Here is a 17238-nt window from a genome sequence, read left to right on the forward strand (position 1 = left end):
TCCAGGGCACCACCACCGCCTGAGTTCGATCTCGTCGCCTCGCTGGAGAGTCATGTCATCCCTTGATGGCGCCGGCGGTCATGCCGGCGACGATCTTGCGGTTGAAGAAGATGAAGAGGAGCAACGGTGGGATCGTGATGAGCACGATGTCCATGAAGAGCAGGTTCCACTGGGTGTTGTACTGGCTCTGGAAGTTGTAGAGGGTGACCTGCACGGTGGCGTTGTCGTCGCCGGGGGTGAAGTACAGCGGGTTGACGAAGTCGTTGAAGACGGCCACCGAGCTGGTCAGGACCACGGTGATGGTGACCGGCCGCAGCAGCGGGAAGATCACCCGGAAGAAGAGCGTGAGGCCGCTGCAGCCGTCGATCATGGCGGCCTCGTCCAGCTCGCGCGGGATGGCCGCGATGAACGCCCGGAACAGCAGCACCGCGTACGACAGCCCGAACGCCACCTCCACCAGGATCAGCCCCGGCAGGGTCTTGAACAGTCCCAATGCCTGCAGCAGCCAGATCGTGGGCACGATCGCCGGTGGGATGATCAGTCCGGTCAGCACCAGGAAGTCGGCCACCTTGCCGACCTTCCCCGCCCGGCGTTGCAACACGAACGCGGCCATCGCGGCGAACATCACGATCAGTGCGACTGAGGCGACGGTGAGGGTTATGGAGTTCACGTACGCGCGCAGCAGCACGTAGTCGCGCGCCTCGATCACGTCCACGAAGTTCTGCACGATCGGCCAGTTGGCCGGCCAGGCGAAGTCCAGGTCGGTGGCCTGCGTCTCGTCCTTGACCGCGGTCAGCAGCATGAGCGCGAACGGGATGAGGAAGATCACCCCGGCCAGCACCAGCGCGACGGCCTCGGCGCTGAGCCTCCTCAGTGCGGTCATGCGGCCACCTGCCTTTTGCCGAGGAAGTAGTTGAGCGGGACGACGATGGCGGTGACGACGACGAACAGCAGCACGTTGCCGGCGGTGGACAGGCCGAAGAAGCCGGCCTGGTACTGCTTGTAGATGATCGAGGCGATGGTGTCGCTGGTGAAGCCGGGTCCGCCGCGGGTCATCGTCCAGATGAGGTCGAAGGAGCGCAGGCCGCCGATGAACGACAGGATGATGACGGAGTACGTGGCGGGCCAGGACAGCGGCAGGGTGACGTGGCGGAAGCGGTGCCAGGCCCCTCCGCCGTCGACGGCCACGGCCTGGTAGTAGTCGCGGGGGATGGACAGGATGCCGGCGATGTAGATGACGGTGGCGATGCCGACGCCCTTCCACACATCCACCAGGGCGACCGACAGCAGCGCGGTGTTGGCGTCGCCGAGCCAGTCGGGGCCGTCGATGCCGATCACGGCCAGGGCCTTGTTGACCAGGCCGGTGTCCGGTCTGAGCAGGGCGCTGAAGGTGATGCCGACGGCGACCGTGGAGACCAGGACGGGGAAGAACACCACCGAGCGCAGGAAGCCGCGCAGCCGCAGCTTGCTGGTGAGCAGCACGCCGAGGAGCAGGCCGAGGACGACCTTGAGGCCGCTGGTGACGATGGCGTAGAAGAGGGTGTTGGTGAAGCCGATGCGCAGGTTCTGCTCGGACAGGAAGTCGCGGAAGTTGTCCAGGCCGACGAAGGTGCTGTCGAACAGGGTCCAGCGGGTCAGCGCGAAGTAGAAGGCCATCACCGTCGGCACCAGGAAGATCACCAGGTAGACGACGGCGGCCGGCAGGTACAGCGCGTACGGGTAGGCCGCGTTTCGTCGGGGCTGGGACGCTCGGGCGTGACCCGGCCCGGGTGCGACGCCGGGCCCCGTGCGGGGCCCGGCGTGCTGCTTGGTCACCACCCGGTCAGCCCCAACTGCTGGGCCTGCTTCTCCACATCCTTGTCGTACTGGACGGCGCCCTCCGCCGGTGCGGTCAGCCCGGAGCCGACGGCGACGGTGATCTGCTCCAGCGACGGGCCCTTCACGGGAGACAGGAACTCCAGTGCCGGCGAGGTGGAGCCCTTGTCGATGTAGGCCTGCACATCCTTGGCGACCTGGATGGCGTCGTCAGGCAGCTTGGCGCCCTTCACCCGGTACGGTCCCGTCGGTTGCACCACCTTGCTGATGGCCTCGGCGGCGGCGGGCGAAGCGACGAAGGCCGCGAACTTCTTGGCCTCCTCCAGGTGCTTGGTGTTCTTCGGGATGTAGATGGCCGGTGGCTCCCACACGGTGGCGCCGTTCTTGGCGGCGTCGGTGCCGGGGATGCCGAAGAAGCCGATGTCCGTCGCGGCCTGCGGGCTCGTCGCCAGCACCGGCGGCAGGATCGCGGTGAGCATCGGATAGTGCGCGCCTTTGCCTTCGGCCAGCATCTTCAGGCCCTGATCCAGGGTGGCCGAGCCGAAGCCCTTGTTGAGGTAGCCCTTGGCGTGCACCTCGGCCAGGTGCTGGAAGCTCGCGAGCGCGGCCGGGGTGGTGGCGAACTTGGCCTTGTTGGCCGTGTAGTCCTGGGCGAAGGCCGGCACGGCGGCCTGAACGTTGTAGAAGTCGGCAAGGACGAACAGCTGCGAGGTCCAGGTGTCCTTGAACGTCGAGATCACCGGCGCGATCCCGGCCGCCTTGATCTTGTCGTTGTTGGCCATGAACTCCGCCCAGGTCGTGGGCACCTTCAGGCCGAGCTTGTCATAGACCTTGCGGTTGTAGAGGATGCCGCCGCCGGACGCGGCGGTGGCCGGCACGCCGTACACGTGGTCGCCTTGGGTCACCACCCGCAGATAGTCCGGCTGGACGTTCGCCAGTACCGGGTCCCCGGTGAGATCGACCAGGGTCTGGGCCGGGTTGAGCGCCTGGAGCAGCGACCCGGAGTTGTACCAGAACACGTCCGTCATCTCGCCGGTCGACAGGCGCGTCTTGACGATGTTGTCGCCCTCGCTGCCGCCCGGCTGGTTCTCGATCTTGATCTTGATCTTGGGGTTGGCCTGCATGAAGGCATCGGCCAGCGCCTTCGACGCGTCCACGGTCGACTGGTCGCTGCCCGTCATGAAGGTCAGGGTGACGGTGCCGTCGGCGGCGGGCTCCGAGCCGGAACCGCAGGAGGTCAGAGCCGCCAGCGCCAGGACGGCCGCAGCCGTCGTGAGCGTGCGGTGGGAGGTCTTCACACAACCCTCCAGGGTTATTGAATCGTTTTAAGCGACTCCCCGATGCGGTTAACGTAGGCGTTACGTGATGGAGTGTCAAGACACCTTTTGGGTAACGGTACCCGGCTTTTCCGCAGCTTAGATCGTTGAAACTGGCGCTTATTCGGTAACGGTTCTCATGCCGGAGCGCAGCGTGAAGGAATCGGTGTTCCGTGCACCTGCTATCGCACGGCTGCGAGCGCCCGCGGGAAGCCGGGTGACATGGTGGCGGTGGTCGATGAGGGCGAGCTCCCGCAAAGCGGTGCTCGATCGGCCGACACCAAGCTCAGCTGCCGGACCCTCCCGGCGCGGCCGTGGAGCCGCGGACGACCAGGCTCGGCGTAACCGAGAAGCGCACCGGTGTCATGCGGCCTTCGATGCGTTCCAGCAGGAGCTTGCCCGCGGCGCGGCCCATCTCGGCGCCGTCCTGGTCGACGCTCGTCAGCGCGATGTTGGGCAGAGCGGCCAGGTGGATGTTGTCATAGCCGGCTACCGAGACGTCCGCCGGGACGGACAGGCCGGCCTCGTGGAGCGCGGCGAGCGCGCCGAGCGCCGCCTGGTCGGCTCCGGCGAAGATCGCCGTCGGCTGGGTCGAACGGCTCAGCAGCTCGCGAGCCCCCTCGTAGCCGCCTTTCTCGTGATAGAAGCTGGTGGCGATGGCGATCTCGTCGGCGTACCCGTGCTCGCGCATGACGCGTTCGTAGGTCGCCGACCGGATGTTGTGCAGCAGGTCGGCCGGCCGCGCCTGGCTGTCGTCCTGGTGCGTGATGTGCGCGATGCGGCGGTGCCCCAGCTCGATGAGGTGCTTCACGACAAGCTCGGCGCCCGCTTCGTCGTCGTCGAACACCGAGTCGTAGTACGACGAGCGCTCGTGCCGGGCGAGCACCACGGTCGGCTTCTCCTTGGCCACTTCCTCCAGGCGTGCTTTCGAGGCGAGCGGGGCGACCATGATGATGCCGTCCACCTGGCGGTCCACGAGGGCGTCGACCGCCCGAATCTCGACTTTGCGGGTGGCGCCACCCTGGATCATGAACGCCTGGTAGTCGGTGTTCTCCAGATATTCGGTGAGGCCGTCGAGGATGTCGGCGAAGAAGGGGTTCCTGATGTGCGGCAGGACCAGTCCGATGGTGAAGGTGCGCCCGCGCATGCCGCGCGCCACCGCCTGCGGCCGATAGCCGAGCTCTTCGATGGCCGTCTTGACCCGGTCTTTCATGGCCGGGCTGACACCATAGGCGTTGCGTATCACCTTGGACACCGCTGTGACGGAGACCTGGGCGTGAGTCGCCACATCGGCGATCGTCACCCGTCGTCGACCAGGCGCGGCCATGGAACTCCATTTCCCGAGACGTGGTCCGATTGTACGAGCTCAGAGCATTGCTCCAGGGGGGTGTCGGCCGGGCCCACCCTGGCCTGCCCGATGCGGGTCGGACCGAGATCTGTCGTCACGGACCTCCTGTATCCTCGGTGCATGCCCACCGACTCGCCAGCACCGATGGGCCAGGAACTGTCGCAGTCCTACCGCGGGCTGCTGACCGAACGCATCGCCCGGCAGTTGGAGCGCGACATTCGCTCCGGGAAGATTCAGGTGGGGGCCAAACTACCCTCCGAGCGCGAACTCGCTGCCCAGTTCGGCGCGAGCCGTAACGTCGTCCGCGAGGTGCTGCGCCGGCTGGAGGCGCAAGAGCTGATCGAGGTCGCCCCAGGACGAGGATCGTTCGTCAGCGAGCGCTCCCCTGTGCAGGCCCGCCACTACGACGCGCTCTACCGGGCGGAGAGGCCCACGGTCCGGCAGCTGATCGAGGCCCGCATCCCCCTGGAGGTCGAGATCGTCGGGTTGGCCACCGAGCGTGCCACCGAGGCGCAGCTCGCGGCGATCGGGCGGGCCAACGACGCGTTGCTCAAGGCGACCGATGTCGTCGACCAGGCCCACGCCGACCTCGACTTCCATGACGCGATCGCGCAGGCGTGCGGCAACCCGGTGCTGCGGATCATGCTGTCGTCGCTCAGCGGCATGATGTTCGAGATGATGCTCCGATCGCACTCCGACCCGGCCATCGCCGAGCCGGGCGTTCCGCATCACCCCGAGATCTTCGAGGCGATCGTGGCCCGCGACGTCGACCGGGCCCGCCGCTACATGCTCGAGCACCTCACCCTGGGCCTTCGCACCTACGGGCAGGACCTCGACGTCAGCGTGGACGTGATGGCCAGGCAGCACATCGAGACACTGCTGAGCCAGACCAAGGGCCGCGGCTGACCACCTCCTGCACGGCCTCCGAGGCTGGACCCCACTCGCCGTACCTTCGGCAAGATCGCGGCCGGGATGGCAGTCACCATGGGAGGGGCAGCACTCGGAGGCTGCTCAGCCGGCGGCGGTAAGCCCTCCCCCGACACGCCGCTACGCATCATGGCGATCAACCACGTCTGGTCGCAGGCGATCAGGAAGCATCTGGCGGAGTTCGAGGAGCGGATCGGCCGCCGCGTGTCGATGTCGCTGCTCACCTCGGACCAGCTCGCCAACAGCTACAACGTCAAGCTCAACGCCTCGGCCACCGACATCGACGTCATGATGGTCCGGGCGCTGCAGGAGCAGTTGCTCTTCGCGCACAACGGCTGGCTGGCCGACCTCACCGGCCTGGTGGGCGATGCGGCCTACAACTGGGCCGACTTCCTGCAGGCGCCGCGCGAGCGCTCCGTCACCGCCCGCAAGGTGCTGAGCGTGCCGGTGGTCACCGAGCGCCCGGTCCTGTACTACCGCAAGGACCTGGTCAAGGCGCCTGCGACGCTCGACGAACTCATGGAGACGGCCCTGCGGCTCGCCGACCGGCAGCGCAACTTCTTCGGGTACGTCGGCCGCGGACAGCGCAGCGGCGCCGTGACCATGTGGTCGAGCTTCCTCTACTCCTTCGGCGGACCAACTTCCTCGACCCGAAGATCTCGACCGTCCAGGACACCGTCGGCTTCGCGCCGTTCCCAGCAGCCCCCGCGGGTGCACGCCCCTTCAACATCCCGTCCTGGAGCCTGGGCATCAGCGCATTCTCGCGGCTCCGTGACGAGGCCTGGCAGTTCCTCCGCTGGGCGACCAGCCCGGAGATGGTCAGGCGGCTGCAGGCGGGCGGGATACCGGGAGCCCGGCAGTCGGCGTGGTCGGACCCGGCCACCCTTGCCTCGTTCCCACCCGACCTCGCCAAGAGCATGCAGGCGCAGGCGCAGATCGGGGTGGGGCTCGACCGCCCCGACGTCCTGCAGGTCGGCCGCGCCCGGGACATCATCGGCCGGCCGCTCGTGGCCGGCATCCTCGGGCAGCCGGTGGCGCCGGTCTCGCGCGAGGCCGACGCCGAGTTCGCCGACTTCCTCGTCCGCGACAACCGCCACAGGGAGGCCTGATGTCCGCCACCCGGACCGCCCCGGCGATCAGCCGCCCCGCCGATCGCGGCAAGCCACGCTCGTTCGAGCAGGCGAACAAGCGCCTGAAGTGGACGATGCTCGCCCCGGCGCTCGCGTTCGTCGGGCTGATGATCGTCTTTCCGCTGGCCTTCACGCTCAACCTCAGCCTCACCGACTCGCGCCGGTTCTGGCCGGCCGTCCAGCGCACCGCCCTGTTCACGGTCGGCGCCGTACTGATCGAGACCGTGCTGGGCCTCGCCCTGGCCATGCTCATGCGCAAGCCGTTCCGCGGCATCCGCTGGGTCCGCACCGTGCTCGTCATCCCCCTGCTGACCACCCCCGTGGCGGTCGGGATCCTCTGGCTGCTCATCCTCGACCCCACCAACGGCATCGCCAACCACCTGCTCACCTCCGTCGGGATCCCGCCGCAGGAGTTCCTCGGCTCGGTGACCCAGTCGCTGCCGCTCCTCATGCTCATCGACGTGTGGCAGTGGACGCCCATGATGACGCTGCTCCTGCTCGCCGGGCTGTCCACCCTGCCGGAGGAGCCCGAGGAGGCCGCCCACGTGGACGGGGCCGGCATGTGGCAGCGCTTCCGGTACGTCGTCCTGCCGATGCTCGTTCCGACGCTGGCGACCGCCGTCGTCCTGCGCTCCATCGACGCGCTCAAGACCTTCGACATCCTGTACGCCACCAAGGGACCGGGCGGTGGATCGTCCTTCGAGGTCGAGACCCTCAACGTCTACGCCTACGGCCTGACCTTCGACTACCAGGAATACGGCCTTGCCTCCGCTGTCCTGGTCCTGTTCACCCTCGCCATCATCGGCGTCGTGGCCCTGCTCCGGCGCCGCCCCGGAAGGGGGTCCGCATGAGATCCAACCGCGTACTGTCCTGGCTGCGCGGCGCCGCCATCACGATCGTGTGCCTCGGCTTCGTCCTGCCGATCGTCTGGATGTTCGCCGCCGCGTTCAAGACGAACGTGCAGGTCACCGACCCGAGCGTGGGCCTGATCTTCTCCCCCACCCTGGACAACTTCCGCAACGTCCTCGCCGACGGCGAAGTCCTCCAGTCGCTGCGCAACTCCCTGATCGTCGGAGTCGTGTCCACCGTGCTTTCGGCGATCATCGCCGTACCCGCCGCGTGGGCGGTGGGACGGTTCAGGATGCACCGCACGGGATCCCTCGTCCTCGTGGCCCGCATCGTCCCGGCGATCTCCTGCTCGTCCCCTGGTACTACCTGTTCGCCCAGGCCGGGCTGGTGGGCAGCTACACCGTGCTGATCCTCAGCCACATGTTCGTCTCCGTGCCGCTGATCCTGTGGATCATGATCGGGTTCTTCGAAGGGCTGCCGATCGAGCTCGAGGAGGCCGCCCGCACCGACGGGCTGAGCGTCTTCGGCGCCTTCTGGCGCATCGCGCTCCCCCTGGCCGCGCCCGGCACCACGACCGCGTCGGTGCTGGCGTTCGTGGCGAGCTGGAACAACTTCATGTTCGCCCTGATCTTCTCCGACGAGACCACCCAGACCGCGCCGGTGACGCTGTTCAACTTCATCTCCTACGCCAGCACCGACTGGGGCGGCCTCATGGCCGCCGCCACGCTCATGACGGTGCCGGTCGTCATCGTCGCCGTCCTCGGCCAGAAGGGCTGACCGCCGGCGCCACCAAGGGCTGAACCCATCCCCGAAAGGTTGTTCATGAAGATCGTCGACGCCGGAGTGGTCCTGACCAGCCCGGGCCGCAACTTCGTCACGTTGAAGGTGGAGACCGACGAAGGCGTCACCGGTCTGGGTGACGCGACCCTCAACGGTCGCGAGCTCGCCGTGGTCGGCTACCTGCGGGATCATGTCGTCCCGCTGCTGCTGGGGACGGACCCCCACCGCATCGAGGACACCTGGCAGTCCCTCTACCGGGGGGCGTACTGGCGCCGCGGACCGGTGACCATGGCGGCGATCGCCGCCGTCGACGTCGCCCTCTGGGACATCAAGGCGAAGGTCGCGGGGCTGCCGCTGTATCAGCTGCTGGGCGGCGCGAGCCGCGAGCGGGTCCGGACCTACGGACACGCGAGCGGGCGGGACATCCCCGAGCTCTTCGACTCGATCCGCGCCCGGCTGGCCGAGGGGTACCCGGCGGTCCGCGTGCAGACGGGCGTCCCGGGACTCGAGCGCGTGTACGGCGTCCGCCACGACGCCCACCACCGTCTCACCCCGATCCAGGCGGCCCGGCTCGGCAAGGACCTGGAACCGTACGACCTGTTCTGGCTGGAGGACTGCACGCCCGCCGAGAACCAGGACGGGCTCCGCCTCGTCCGTCGGCACACGACCACACCGCTGGCGATCGGCGAGGTCTTCAACACCGTCTTCGACTACCAGACGCTGGTGGGTGAGCAGCTGATCGACTACGTGCGCTCCGCCGTCACCCACTTCGGCGGCGTGTCCCCGCTGGAGAAGCTGTTCGACTTCGCCGCGCAGCACCAGATCAAGAGCGCCATCCACGGGCCCGAGGACATCTCCCCCGTCGGCATGGCCGCCGCCATCCACCTCGATCTCGCGATCCACAACTTCGGCATCCAGGAGTACGCCGGACACACCGAGCTGACCAATGAGGTGTTTCCCCACGCCTACACCTTCACCGACGGGTACCTGCACCCAGGAGAGGCTCCCGGCCTCGGCGTCGATCTCGATGAGGAGCTGGCGTCCGCGCACCCCTACGACCCGGCGTACCTGCCGATCAACCGGCTGCAGGACGGCACGATCCACGACTTGTGAGACGGGCGGCTCCGGCGGCGCCTATGAAGATCCCACAAACGTTTTAAGCGCCTTTGGCAGGCCAGAGGCGCTCCACCGCCCCGGATGGCCGGGCAACCCCGCTCCGTCACTGGGTTGGCGGATGTAGGAGACCCGGAGGCTGCGGCTCACCCTTGCCACCGGCCTCTCTCGCGGGCGGCCTGCCCGGGCGACGTGCAGACGGCCTTCCAGGTCCAGGCCGCGACGAGTGAGGACAGTCTCCGGCGCGGCCGGCTGATCCGGGATTCCGCCGCCCAGTCCGGCGTCCGCGATGCCGGCCAGGCGTTGAGTTCACGCCAGAAGGTCAGCGGCGCGTCCGCGTCTGGGACGCCGGCAAGAAGCCGTCGGAGTGGAGCAAGCCCTCCTCCTGGGAGATGGGTCTGCTCCAGCACACTGGCTGGGGGGCGGCGCGCTGGATCGAGTACCCGAGCCGCACGGAGGCGCGGCCCATGCAGATCTTCGCCCGTCAGTTCGCTGTCGAGCGCAGAAAGCGTGTGGCCGGGCCCGTCTCCCTCTCTCCGGCGTGGGCCTGCACCTGCCGACCGTGAACGGCCGGGCTGCCTTGACGTCTCCGATCACGGGCGCGGGAAGTGCCGGCCGAGGCAGGCGGCACGCTGACGGCGAACGGCAGGGCGCGGGCACCCCCGCGGTGGGCGCTGGTGGGGCCGCGTCCGGAAGCCCGTCCTCACAGATCCTCAACAGATTCTCAACCCATCGCGCCCTACCTTCATCAGCGCAATGCCCGATCGACAGCGGAAAGGAGAAGGTTCATGGCTTCGGCCACCAGGAGGCTCATCGCCCCTGCTGATGATCGAACCCAGCTCGCCGGCGCGCCGGCATCCTCCGCCGCCTGCCAGTTCACCCTTCTGGGGCCGGCGACTCCTGGGACGTTGCAAGGATCCCCGTGGACGGAGCGAAGTCGCGTTCCAGATGGCTCCTGCAGACTTTCGTCCCCTTTTTACGCAGTGGAAGGGTTCACGCGATGGAAGGCCGCCGGCCGCAGGTCATGATCACGACGATGGCCGCCACGGTGGGCGAGCGGAAGTGGCGGGCCCGGCTCCTATGGCTGTCCATGGTGCTCGCGCCGGTCGTGGTGTCGGTGGCCGCCAACCAGGTGCTCAACGACGGCGTGTGGAGCGGCCCTTGGCTCGCCGGCACCATCGTGGCGGCGGTGGTGGCCGGGCTGATCGTCGAACGGGCCGGGCGCGTGCTCGCCCCCGCCGCCGGGACCGTCACCGAGACCATGCGGGAGCTCGCCCGGCTGGTCCACGACCGGTGGAGCGATGAGGTGGTGACGCGTTCCCTGGGCGATCCGCCCATCCCGGTCTCCTGGCACATGACCCGCCGAACCAAGCTCATGGATCACCCGCACCTGATCGCCGACCGTGAGCCGGCGATGTCGGGCCGATCGGACGACATCGCCGCGCTCGCCGTCGCCTTCCGCGCGCTGCGCCGACGCCGCCTGGTCATCACCGGAGGTCGGGGCACAGGCAAGACCACCCTGGCCATCCAATTGATGCTGGAGCTGATCCGCACGCGTGCCGACGACGACCCGGTCCCGGTGCTCCTGCCCGTCGCCGACTGGGACATCGAGGCTTATCCCCGGTTCCAGGACTGGGTGGCCCAGCGCGTGCGCACCGACTACGCCGCCTTGCGCACGCCGGGCAACCAGCAGGACGGCGCCGACATCCTGGCGGCCCGTGGCTCAATTTTGGCCGTTCTCGACGGCCTCGACGAACTGCCCGAGCCCGCCCACGCCAAGGTGATCGAGAAATTGTCCGACACGCTCATGGAGCGCGATCAGGTGATCATCACGTCGCGTACCACCGAGTACGGCAACGCGGTCACCGCCGCACGGCGCCCGCTCAAGGCCGCCGCCGTCATCGCGCCCAAGGCGTTGCACCCCGACATCGTGGCGAACTACCTGAGCGCCTGTCTGCCCGCGCTTTCTGCGTCCTCGGCGTGGACCAAGGTCTTGCACGCCCTCAGGGAGGGGGCCGCGCCGGCCCTGGCCGATGTCACCTCCACCGCCCTGGGCCTATGGCTGGTCCGGGCCGTCTACATCGACCAGCCGGACGCCGACCCGGCTCCGTTGACTACCGAGTACGCCGACGACGCTCAAGCCCTGCGCGCTCACCTGCTCGACAATGTCCTCGGTGCGCTGCTGAACGCACGCACCACGATTCAGCCCCCAGCATGGGACCCGGCCGGCATCACCGAATGGACGAGCCGGCTGGCACGCCTGCAGGCCGAATCCGGCGGGCATGACCTGGCCTGGTGGCGGCTGACCGACCAGGCGCTGCCCGCCTCCCGAACGCGGCGCGCACTCGCCCGTACCTGGATCGGCTGGTTGAGCGGTCTGGTGTTCGCACTCCCCGCCGGGTTGACCGCCATACTGACCTACGGGCCGGTCTTCGGCTCGGCCTTCGGCATCTGCTTCGGCCTGTCGGCGGTGCAGGCCGCCCGCACTCCCGACTTCGCTCCGCTGCGCGTACGGCAACGGCTGCGGGACTTCACCCGCGGTCTGTTGTCCGACGTGCCGACGATCTTCCTCATCCTGCCGGCCGGCCTCGGCCTGCCGGCGGTGGGGTACAACATGTGGGCGCACGGCTGGAAGATGGGCCTGGCCACCCTGATCTCAGCGCTCGGCGTCGGCTGGGTGAGCCTGCGGGTCTCGCGGCAAGGGGACAATCCCACCCAACCAGACGAGAATCGGCTCCCGCCGTTCACCGCCGCCGTCACCCCGCAATCCACCTGGCGGGTCAACCGAACCCTCGTGGGTTTGCAATTGATGAACGCACTGCTCCTGGGGGCGATCGTCGGCTTCGCAGTCGATTTCATGAACGAGGCGTCCGTCGTCCCGCCTCACCCGTCCGCGGCCGTGGACGCGGGGATGGGCATCGTCTTCGGCATAGCATTCGGCCTGGTGAACAAACGCCAGCACATGTGGCTGATGGCCACCATCGCCCTGGTACACCTTGGGCCATCGGGCCGGCTGCCGTTCCGCTTGATGCGCTTCCTGCACGATCTGCACCACCTGGGCGTCCTGCGGACCGTGGGACCCTTCTACCAGTTCCGTCATGCCGAACTACAAGCTCATCTCGCCGCTACCAAGGCGACTGGTCACTCCTCCTGAAGGTTGAGGATGCCGTGCCGGTCTCTGCGACCCCCCGGAGAGGGTGACTTCCGACACCCTCTCCGAGATCAACCAGGGCTGGTGCGTGGTTGGGCTGTGCGGGAGCGCATGATCAGTGCGGCCACGTAGTACGTGCACGGCCCTGAGCCCACGTTGGCGTAGGCGTGGGTGACGTCAGCGGCGAAGTAGGCCGAGTCTCCCTCGTTCAGGTCGACAGATGCGTCGGCGATGGTCAGCCGCAGGGTGCCGGAAACGACGACGACGTACTCGTGGGAGCCCGGGGCGTAGGCCGGGAATCGGCCCGCGTCACACTCCGGCGGCAGGGTCGTAAGGATCCATTCGAAGTTCACGCCGGGAACGACCGGCGTGAGGATCGTCCGTCGCCACCCTCCCGGCTCGTCGGCGATGTCCTGGTTGGCGGCACGGCGAACGATGACCCGACCACTGTCTGACTGGGCGACGACATCCGCGAGCGGCACGCCGAGGCCGTCCGCTATGCGGGCGAGAACCACGATCGTGGGCGCCTTCTGTCCACGCTCCACCGAGGACAGCATGCTCAGGCTCACGTCGGCTGCTTCGGCCAGTTGCTGAAGGGTCAGGCCCCGATCGTGCCGCAGCGCCTGGATACGTCCACCCAATACCGCCAGATCCACCATTCCGCTATAATAACAACGAATTTCGCTATAGAGAAATGAGCTTGCGTGGCAGTCCCCGAAGCAGTCATCCGCCCCGCCGTTCCCGCAGATCTGGAGGCCGTAGCCGAGATCTTCACGTACTACGTCACCCACACCGTGATCACCTTCGAACAGACGCCACCGACGGTCGCCGAGTGGCAGCGACGACTCGACGACCTGGCCGGCCGGGGCCTGCCCTTCCTGGTCGCCGACCTCAACGGCGACGTGGGCGGGTACGCCTATGCCGGTCCATGGCGCCCCAAACCGGCTTATCGACACACCGTGGAGGACTCGATCTATCTCGCCCCGAATCACACAGGCCGAGGTCTGGGCAGCGCGCTGCTCGACGCGTTGCTGACCCAGTGCGCGCGGGCGGGCATGCGTCAGATGATCGCGGTCATCGCGGACACCGGAAGCGTCGCCTCTGCCGCTTTGCACAAGCGTTTCGGCTTCGAGCCCGCCGGCCGGCTGAGCGGCGTCGGGTACAAGCACGACCGCTGGATCGATACTGCGCTCATGCAGCGGGCCCTGACCCCAGACCACTGAGCCCGCACGCGCCTCCATCGGGGTGAGCGTCGCCTACGTGCGCCCTTGCGGCTCTGCGCGTCATCGGGCTCACCAGTCAGGGATCCCTGTACGGTCGTGCTGACCTGGCTGCTTCATGACACCGGTTGACCGATGGCAATGGCCATGGGCGCCAGCTCGCACGCCGGTCGGCCGGATTCTGGATCGCCACGGTCAGCGGCGGGTGATGGCCACCGGATCGATGCTCGGAACTGGCGCGCTGCCGGCCATGGCCGCCGTTCCCCAGTCTGCCGTGGTTCATCGCCGCATGGATGCCGGCCTGGCCAGTCGGCCTTGCTGTATCCGCCGGCCTTCGCTGCGCTCATCAGCTGGTACGGCCCCACCCGAATCCGACCTCTGACGACCGTCGAGATTGGCGGGAGCGATGGTGTGGCGGTCGGCAGCGAGCGCGCGTACTCGCGGCTGACCGAGGTCCCGACCGGATAAGCGCCACTGTCCAGTTCGGTGTGAAGGCGCGCCCCGGTGCGGGTGTGCGTCGCCGCAATGCCGTTCACGACGACCTCGTGGCTGGCAGGCAGCCGGAGTCGGTGGTTGGTCGCGTTGGTGGTGGCCTATCGCCAACTGCTGATCGGGGGCGTTGTGGGTCCGCTGCGGTGGCGCTGCTGCCGTTGCCAGTGGCAGCGCCGGGGGGCAGGCAGGTGGTCCTCCTCGGCGCTGTCACGTGCGGCGGGCAGGCAGCGACTGTCAGCCGATCCGCAGGAGTTGCTATTGCTGGTCGGTGCTGTTGTGGTCGGTCCGCTGGACGATGGAGCCGCCGTTGGCGGTGGAGAAGTTGCAGACGTCCACGACCGATACGCGCCGTCGTTCGTCGCCTGGTTGCACACGTCGAGCGCCTTGCCGCTGTTGCGATTGACCGCGGTGTCGATCCTGCCGGGAGCCCGGGTCAGCCAGTCACGAAGGTCATCACGCTTCGAGCGGGAAGCGTGACGGTGAAGGAACCGTTCGACACGCTGGTCGTGCCCTGGGGTGCAACGTTCCGGCTCGCGTCGGTCAGCCAGGACGAGACACTGGACGCGGTGCCGTTCCTCAGGGTGAACTGCTGGCTCACCGCAGCGGTCCCCTTGTTGATGGCGACAATGACAACCGTGGAGTTACCACCCCGATACGCCGATACGTAGACGTTCGACGCCGGGTTCGCCGTCGCCTCGATCCGCACATATCCCGGGCGGACGAACCTGGCGAAGTGTGCCATGTTCGCGCCGCGCTTGCTGATCCGGCCGTCCTCACGCATGGGGCCGTAGCTGCGCCGGATATACCACCAGATGTACGCCTGGAACTCCGCGTCCACCATGGCGCGGTGGATGTGCTCCCCCACATCGAGCGCCTGGGGCCACAGGTCCGCCGAATCGGAGCTGTTGGGGTAGTAGACCTCGGTCATCCAGAGCTCTTTGCCCGCGCCCTTTTGCTTGAAGAGGGGATAGGGGAAGTTCGCGAACGATGTGCCGTAGAGGTGAGCCCCGATGATGTCCACGTTGGCGAGCGCCGCGGGGTCGTTGAGGATCGGGTCCGACATGTTCTTCAGGTACTGGAAGGACTCGGGCGCGATGACCCTGGTGCCGATCGAGCCGGCGTTCTCCCGCAGGAACCGCACCATTTCGGTGGGAGTCCACCACGTCCAGTCATGCGCGTAATCGGGCTCGTTCTGCACCGATATGCCGTACAGATTCACCCCGTTGTTCCGCAGGTAGGTGTTGAAGTCGTTCAGGTGCTGGGCATAGGCGCCGTACATGTCGTACCTGAGGCGTCTGGCGTTGGTCTGACTGCCACGGACGAAGGTCTCGACCATGCGGGCGGGAGGATTCCACGGCGACGCGATGACGGTCGCCCCGAGCTCGGTCGCGCGCCTCGCCGTCGCCAGATCACGGCTCCAGTCCGCCTGGTTCTCGGGGACGGGGATCCTCAGCACGGAGAACCCCAGTCGACCCTCGCCGGTGCCGAACGCCGTGTCCCGCTGGGCAGCTGTCAGGTCGCCGATCCAGGCCGTGTGGGTCATGCCGCCGAAGCCTCGTATCGTCTGCCGCTGCGCCGACGGATCAATGACCGCTGCGGCAGCAGCCCGCGAGGCCCCCATGGCCGGCGTCGTGGCCGTGAGGACCGGCAGGGCGCCCATCGTCGCCAGAACGGTTCTCCGGCTCAGCGATCTCCGGTCGCTGCTGACGGGCTCATTCCGACCTTGCGTCATGTCTCCTCCTCTTGGCTGTTGGTGCTGAGTCCGCTCCGCACGTCCAGCGCGCCGGCCAGGAAGGGGGACCAGTTCAGAAGGGCTTGCCGGGTGAGCCGGAGCTGGTGTTGGAGTGCACGCCCTCGGGCAGGTGCCGAACGACGGTCCAGCGGAGCGCTAATTGTTCGCGCTAACATCTCCTGCAGGAACGTAACGCCCCTACTGCGGGCCGTCAAAGCCGATCTCGGTCACGCCCGCGAAGCAGTCGTAGCCTTTGGACTATGAGCTCCGCCCTCTTCGTGGAGCGATTACCCTTGAGCCGAGCTGCTCAGCATGTTGCAGCCATGGCACTCACCTCGTACAGAGCGCACCAGCACGGGTACTCCGGAGGCAGCAAGTTAACTCGCTGCGCGTCGCAATTTTCCCTGTCGCCGACGGGCAATTCTGTGAAACTTTCACTCGTACGGGCCAACTTGACGGCAGCCGACAGAAAAGTGCCTGGAGGCGAGTGCCTGAGGCTGTCACGGAGTTCGGAACCCGCGAAATGTCACGTGCTTCCGGACCTCGAAACCGAGCCGCTCGTAAAGTGCGATCGCGCCGATGTTCGCCTCGGCCACGTGCAGAAAGGGACGTTCGTTCCGAGACGCGATGCGCGCGACGAGAGCGCTGACCAGGCGGGCGGCGTGGCCTCGCCCGCGTGCCTCGGGGGCGGTGCAGACGGCGCTGATCTCGGTCCATCCCGGAGGGCGGAGCCGTTCGCCCGCCATCGCCACCAACGTGCCGTTGTCACGGATGCCGAGATAAGTGCCGAGTTCGTGGGTGCGCGGCCAGAACGGGCCCGGTTGGGCCCGCGCGACGAGGTCGAGCATCTCGGGCACGCTGTCCGCACCCAGTTCGACCACGCCAGTGTCGGTCTCGGCCTGAGGGCGGTCGGGTCGGCCGTTGCCCGTCCAGATCATCTGGCGGCCTTCGAGGACGAAGACCGGTTCCCAGTCCGACGGCGGGGTCGTCGGGCAGCTGAACATGTCGGCGAGTTCGCCTCGACCGAGGAGCCGAGCGAGGTCGGCCCACTCGGCCGAATCCGGGTCGGCAGATACGGCGGCGAAGGTCGCGACTCCCGGCAGATAGGTGGCAGTGCGGCCGAGCCGGCGGGCGAGATGTGCGTGAAGACCGCGAAGCGACTCACCCACCGGGTCGTCGAGTGCGACGGCATCACGGTTCACCATCGTGCTGCATCTCCCGTCTTGTGCATGGAGGTCGGTCGACCGGGACGATCCCACTCGACGCCGGCGCGGCTTCGAGGCCCTCCACGCTGATCCCCGAAGTGGCTGTGAGTGATCAGAGTAATGGTCGGTACAGGCTGGTCAGCCCTCGGACGGTGCTGCG

Annotated in this window: 15 protein-coding genes and 2 pseudogenes; 9 read left to right on the forward strand and 8 right to left on the reverse strand. The window is 67.7% G+C overall.

The window, feature by feature from the left end:
• Positions 1 to 55: 55 nt before the first annotated feature.
• The 4 genes from ACIBI9_RS20000 to ACIBI9_RS20015 form a co-directional block, all read right to left on the reverse strand.
• Positions 56 to 883, reverse strand: coding sequence for a carbohydrate ABC transporter permease (locus ACIBI9_RS20000; protein ID WP_397223625.1), 828 nt, complete (start codon positions 881 to 883; stop codon positions 56 to 58).
• Positions 880 to 1815 (reverse strand): carbohydrate ABC transporter permease, encoded by a 936-nt coding sequence (locus tag ACIBI9_RS20005; protein WP_397223626.1) that lies wholly within the window; start codon positions 1813 to 1815, stop codon positions 880 to 882. The genes ACIBI9_RS20000 and ACIBI9_RS20005 overlap by 4 nt, the downstream gene beginning before the upstream one ends.
• Entirely contained in the window at positions 1812 to 3113 is a 1302-nt protein-coding gene (locus ACIBI9_RS20010; protein ID WP_397223627.1) for an ABC transporter substrate-binding protein, read from the reverse strand. The genes ACIBI9_RS20005 and ACIBI9_RS20010 overlap by 4 nt, the downstream gene beginning before the upstream one ends.
• 304 nt (positions 3114 to 3417) lie before the next feature.
• Positions 3418 to 4419 (reverse strand): LacI family DNA-binding transcriptional regulator, encoded by a 1002-nt coding sequence (locus ACIBI9_RS20015; RefSeq protein WP_397223628.1) that lies wholly within the window; start codon positions 4417 to 4419, stop codon positions 3418 to 3420.
• A 180-nt stretch (positions 4420 to 4599) separates the two neighbouring features.
• On the opposite strand from ACIBI9_RS20015, the gene ACIBI9_RS20020 reads away from it, so the two are divergent.
• The 8 genes and pseudogenes from ACIBI9_RS20020 (at position 4600) to ACIBI9_RS20055 (ending at position 12432) form a co-directional block, all read left to right on the forward strand.
• Positions 4600 to 5385 carry a FadR/GntR family transcriptional regulator gene (locus ACIBI9_RS20020; protein ID WP_397223629.1) on the forward strand — a complete coding sequence of 262 codons (786 nt, stop codon included), beginning with the start codon at positions 4600 to 4602 and terminating at the stop codon, positions 5383 to 5385.
• A gap of 231 nt (positions 5386 to 5616) precedes the next feature.
• Positions 5617 to 5982, forward strand: a pseudogene (locus ACIBI9_RS20025) (extracellular solute-binding protein); the annotation flags it as partial.
• 29 nt (positions 5983 to 6011) lie between these two features.
• The gene (locus tag ACIBI9_RS20030) at positions 6012 to 6515 is read left to right on the forward strand and encodes an extracellular solute-binding protein (RefSeq protein WP_397223630.1); all 504 of its coding nucleotides are present in this window, start codon (positions 6012 to 6014) and stop codon (positions 6513 to 6515) included.
• On the forward strand, positions 6515 to 7387 hold the full coding sequence (locus tag ACIBI9_RS20035; protein ID WP_397223631.1) for a carbohydrate ABC transporter permease: 873 nt from the start codon (positions 6515 to 6517) through the stop codon (positions 7385 to 7387). The genes ACIBI9_RS20030 and ACIBI9_RS20035 overlap by 1 nt, the downstream gene beginning before the upstream one ends.
• Positions 7384 to 7794 carry a hypothetical protein gene (locus ACIBI9_RS20040; protein ID WP_397223799.1) on the forward strand — a complete coding sequence of 137 codons (411 nt, stop codon included), beginning with the start codon at positions 7384 to 7386 and terminating at the stop codon, positions 7792 to 7794. The genes ACIBI9_RS20035 and ACIBI9_RS20040 overlap by 4 nt, the downstream gene beginning before the upstream one ends.
• Positions 7773 to 8162: a carbohydrate ABC transporter permease gene (locus ACIBI9_RS20045; protein WP_397223793.1), complete on the forward strand. Its 390-nt coding sequence runs from the start codon at positions 7773 to 7775 to the stop codon at positions 8160 to 8162. The genes ACIBI9_RS20040 and ACIBI9_RS20045 overlap by 22 nt, the downstream gene beginning before the upstream one ends.
• A 45-nt stretch (positions 8163 to 8207) precedes the next feature.
• Positions 8208 to 9278, forward strand: a complete 1071-nt coding sequence (locus ACIBI9_RS20050; RefSeq protein ID WP_397223632.1) for an enolase C-terminal domain-like protein — start codon at positions 8208 to 8210, stop codon at positions 9276 to 9278.
• Positions 9279 to 10278: 1000 nt separating this feature from the next.
• On the forward strand, positions 10279 to 12432 hold the full coding sequence (locus ACIBI9_RS20055; protein WP_397223633.1) for an NACHT domain-containing protein: 2154 nt from the start codon (positions 10279 to 10281) through the stop codon (positions 12430 to 12432).
• Between the two features lie 68 nt (positions 12433 to 12500).
• Here the strand turns inward: ACIBI9_RS20055 and ACIBI9_RS20060 are convergent, their stop codons facing one another.
• Complete coding sequence (locus ACIBI9_RS20060) at positions 12501 to 13088, reverse strand: helix-turn-helix domain-containing protein (RefSeq protein ID WP_397223634.1); 588 nt, start codon at positions 13086 to 13088, stop codon at positions 12501 to 12503.
• A 45-nt stretch (positions 13089 to 13133) separates the two neighbouring features.
• On the opposite strand from ACIBI9_RS20060, the gene ACIBI9_RS20065 reads away from it, so the two are divergent.
• The gene (locus tag ACIBI9_RS20065) at positions 13134 to 13652 is read left to right on the forward strand and encodes a GNAT family N-acetyltransferase (RefSeq protein WP_397223635.1); all 519 of its coding nucleotides are present in this window, start codon (positions 13134 to 13136) and stop codon (positions 13650 to 13652) included.
• 113 nt (positions 13653 to 13765) lie between these two features.
• Here ACIBI9_RS20065 and ACIBI9_RS20070 read toward each other — a convergent pair.
• The 3 genes and pseudogenes from ACIBI9_RS20070 to ACIBI9_RS20080 form a co-directional block, all read right to left on the reverse strand.
• A pseudogene (locus ACIBI9_RS20070) lies at positions 13766 to 14212 on the reverse strand (hypothetical protein); the annotation flags it as partial.
• Between the two features lie 362 nt (positions 14213 to 14574).
• Positions 14575 to 15801, reverse strand: coding sequence for a glycoside hydrolase family 30 beta sandwich domain-containing protein (locus ACIBI9_RS20075; protein ID WP_397223636.1), 1227 nt, complete (start codon positions 15799 to 15801; stop codon positions 14575 to 14577).
• A 572-nt stretch (positions 15802 to 16373) separates the two neighbouring features.
• Positions 16374 to 17078, reverse strand: coding sequence for a GNAT family N-acetyltransferase (locus ACIBI9_RS20080; RefSeq protein WP_397223637.1), 705 nt, complete (start codon positions 17076 to 17078; stop codon positions 16374 to 16376).
• Between the last annotated feature and the right edge of the window lie 160 nt (positions 17079 to 17238).

The organism is Nonomuraea sp. NPDC050451 (genome assembly GCF_044458585.1).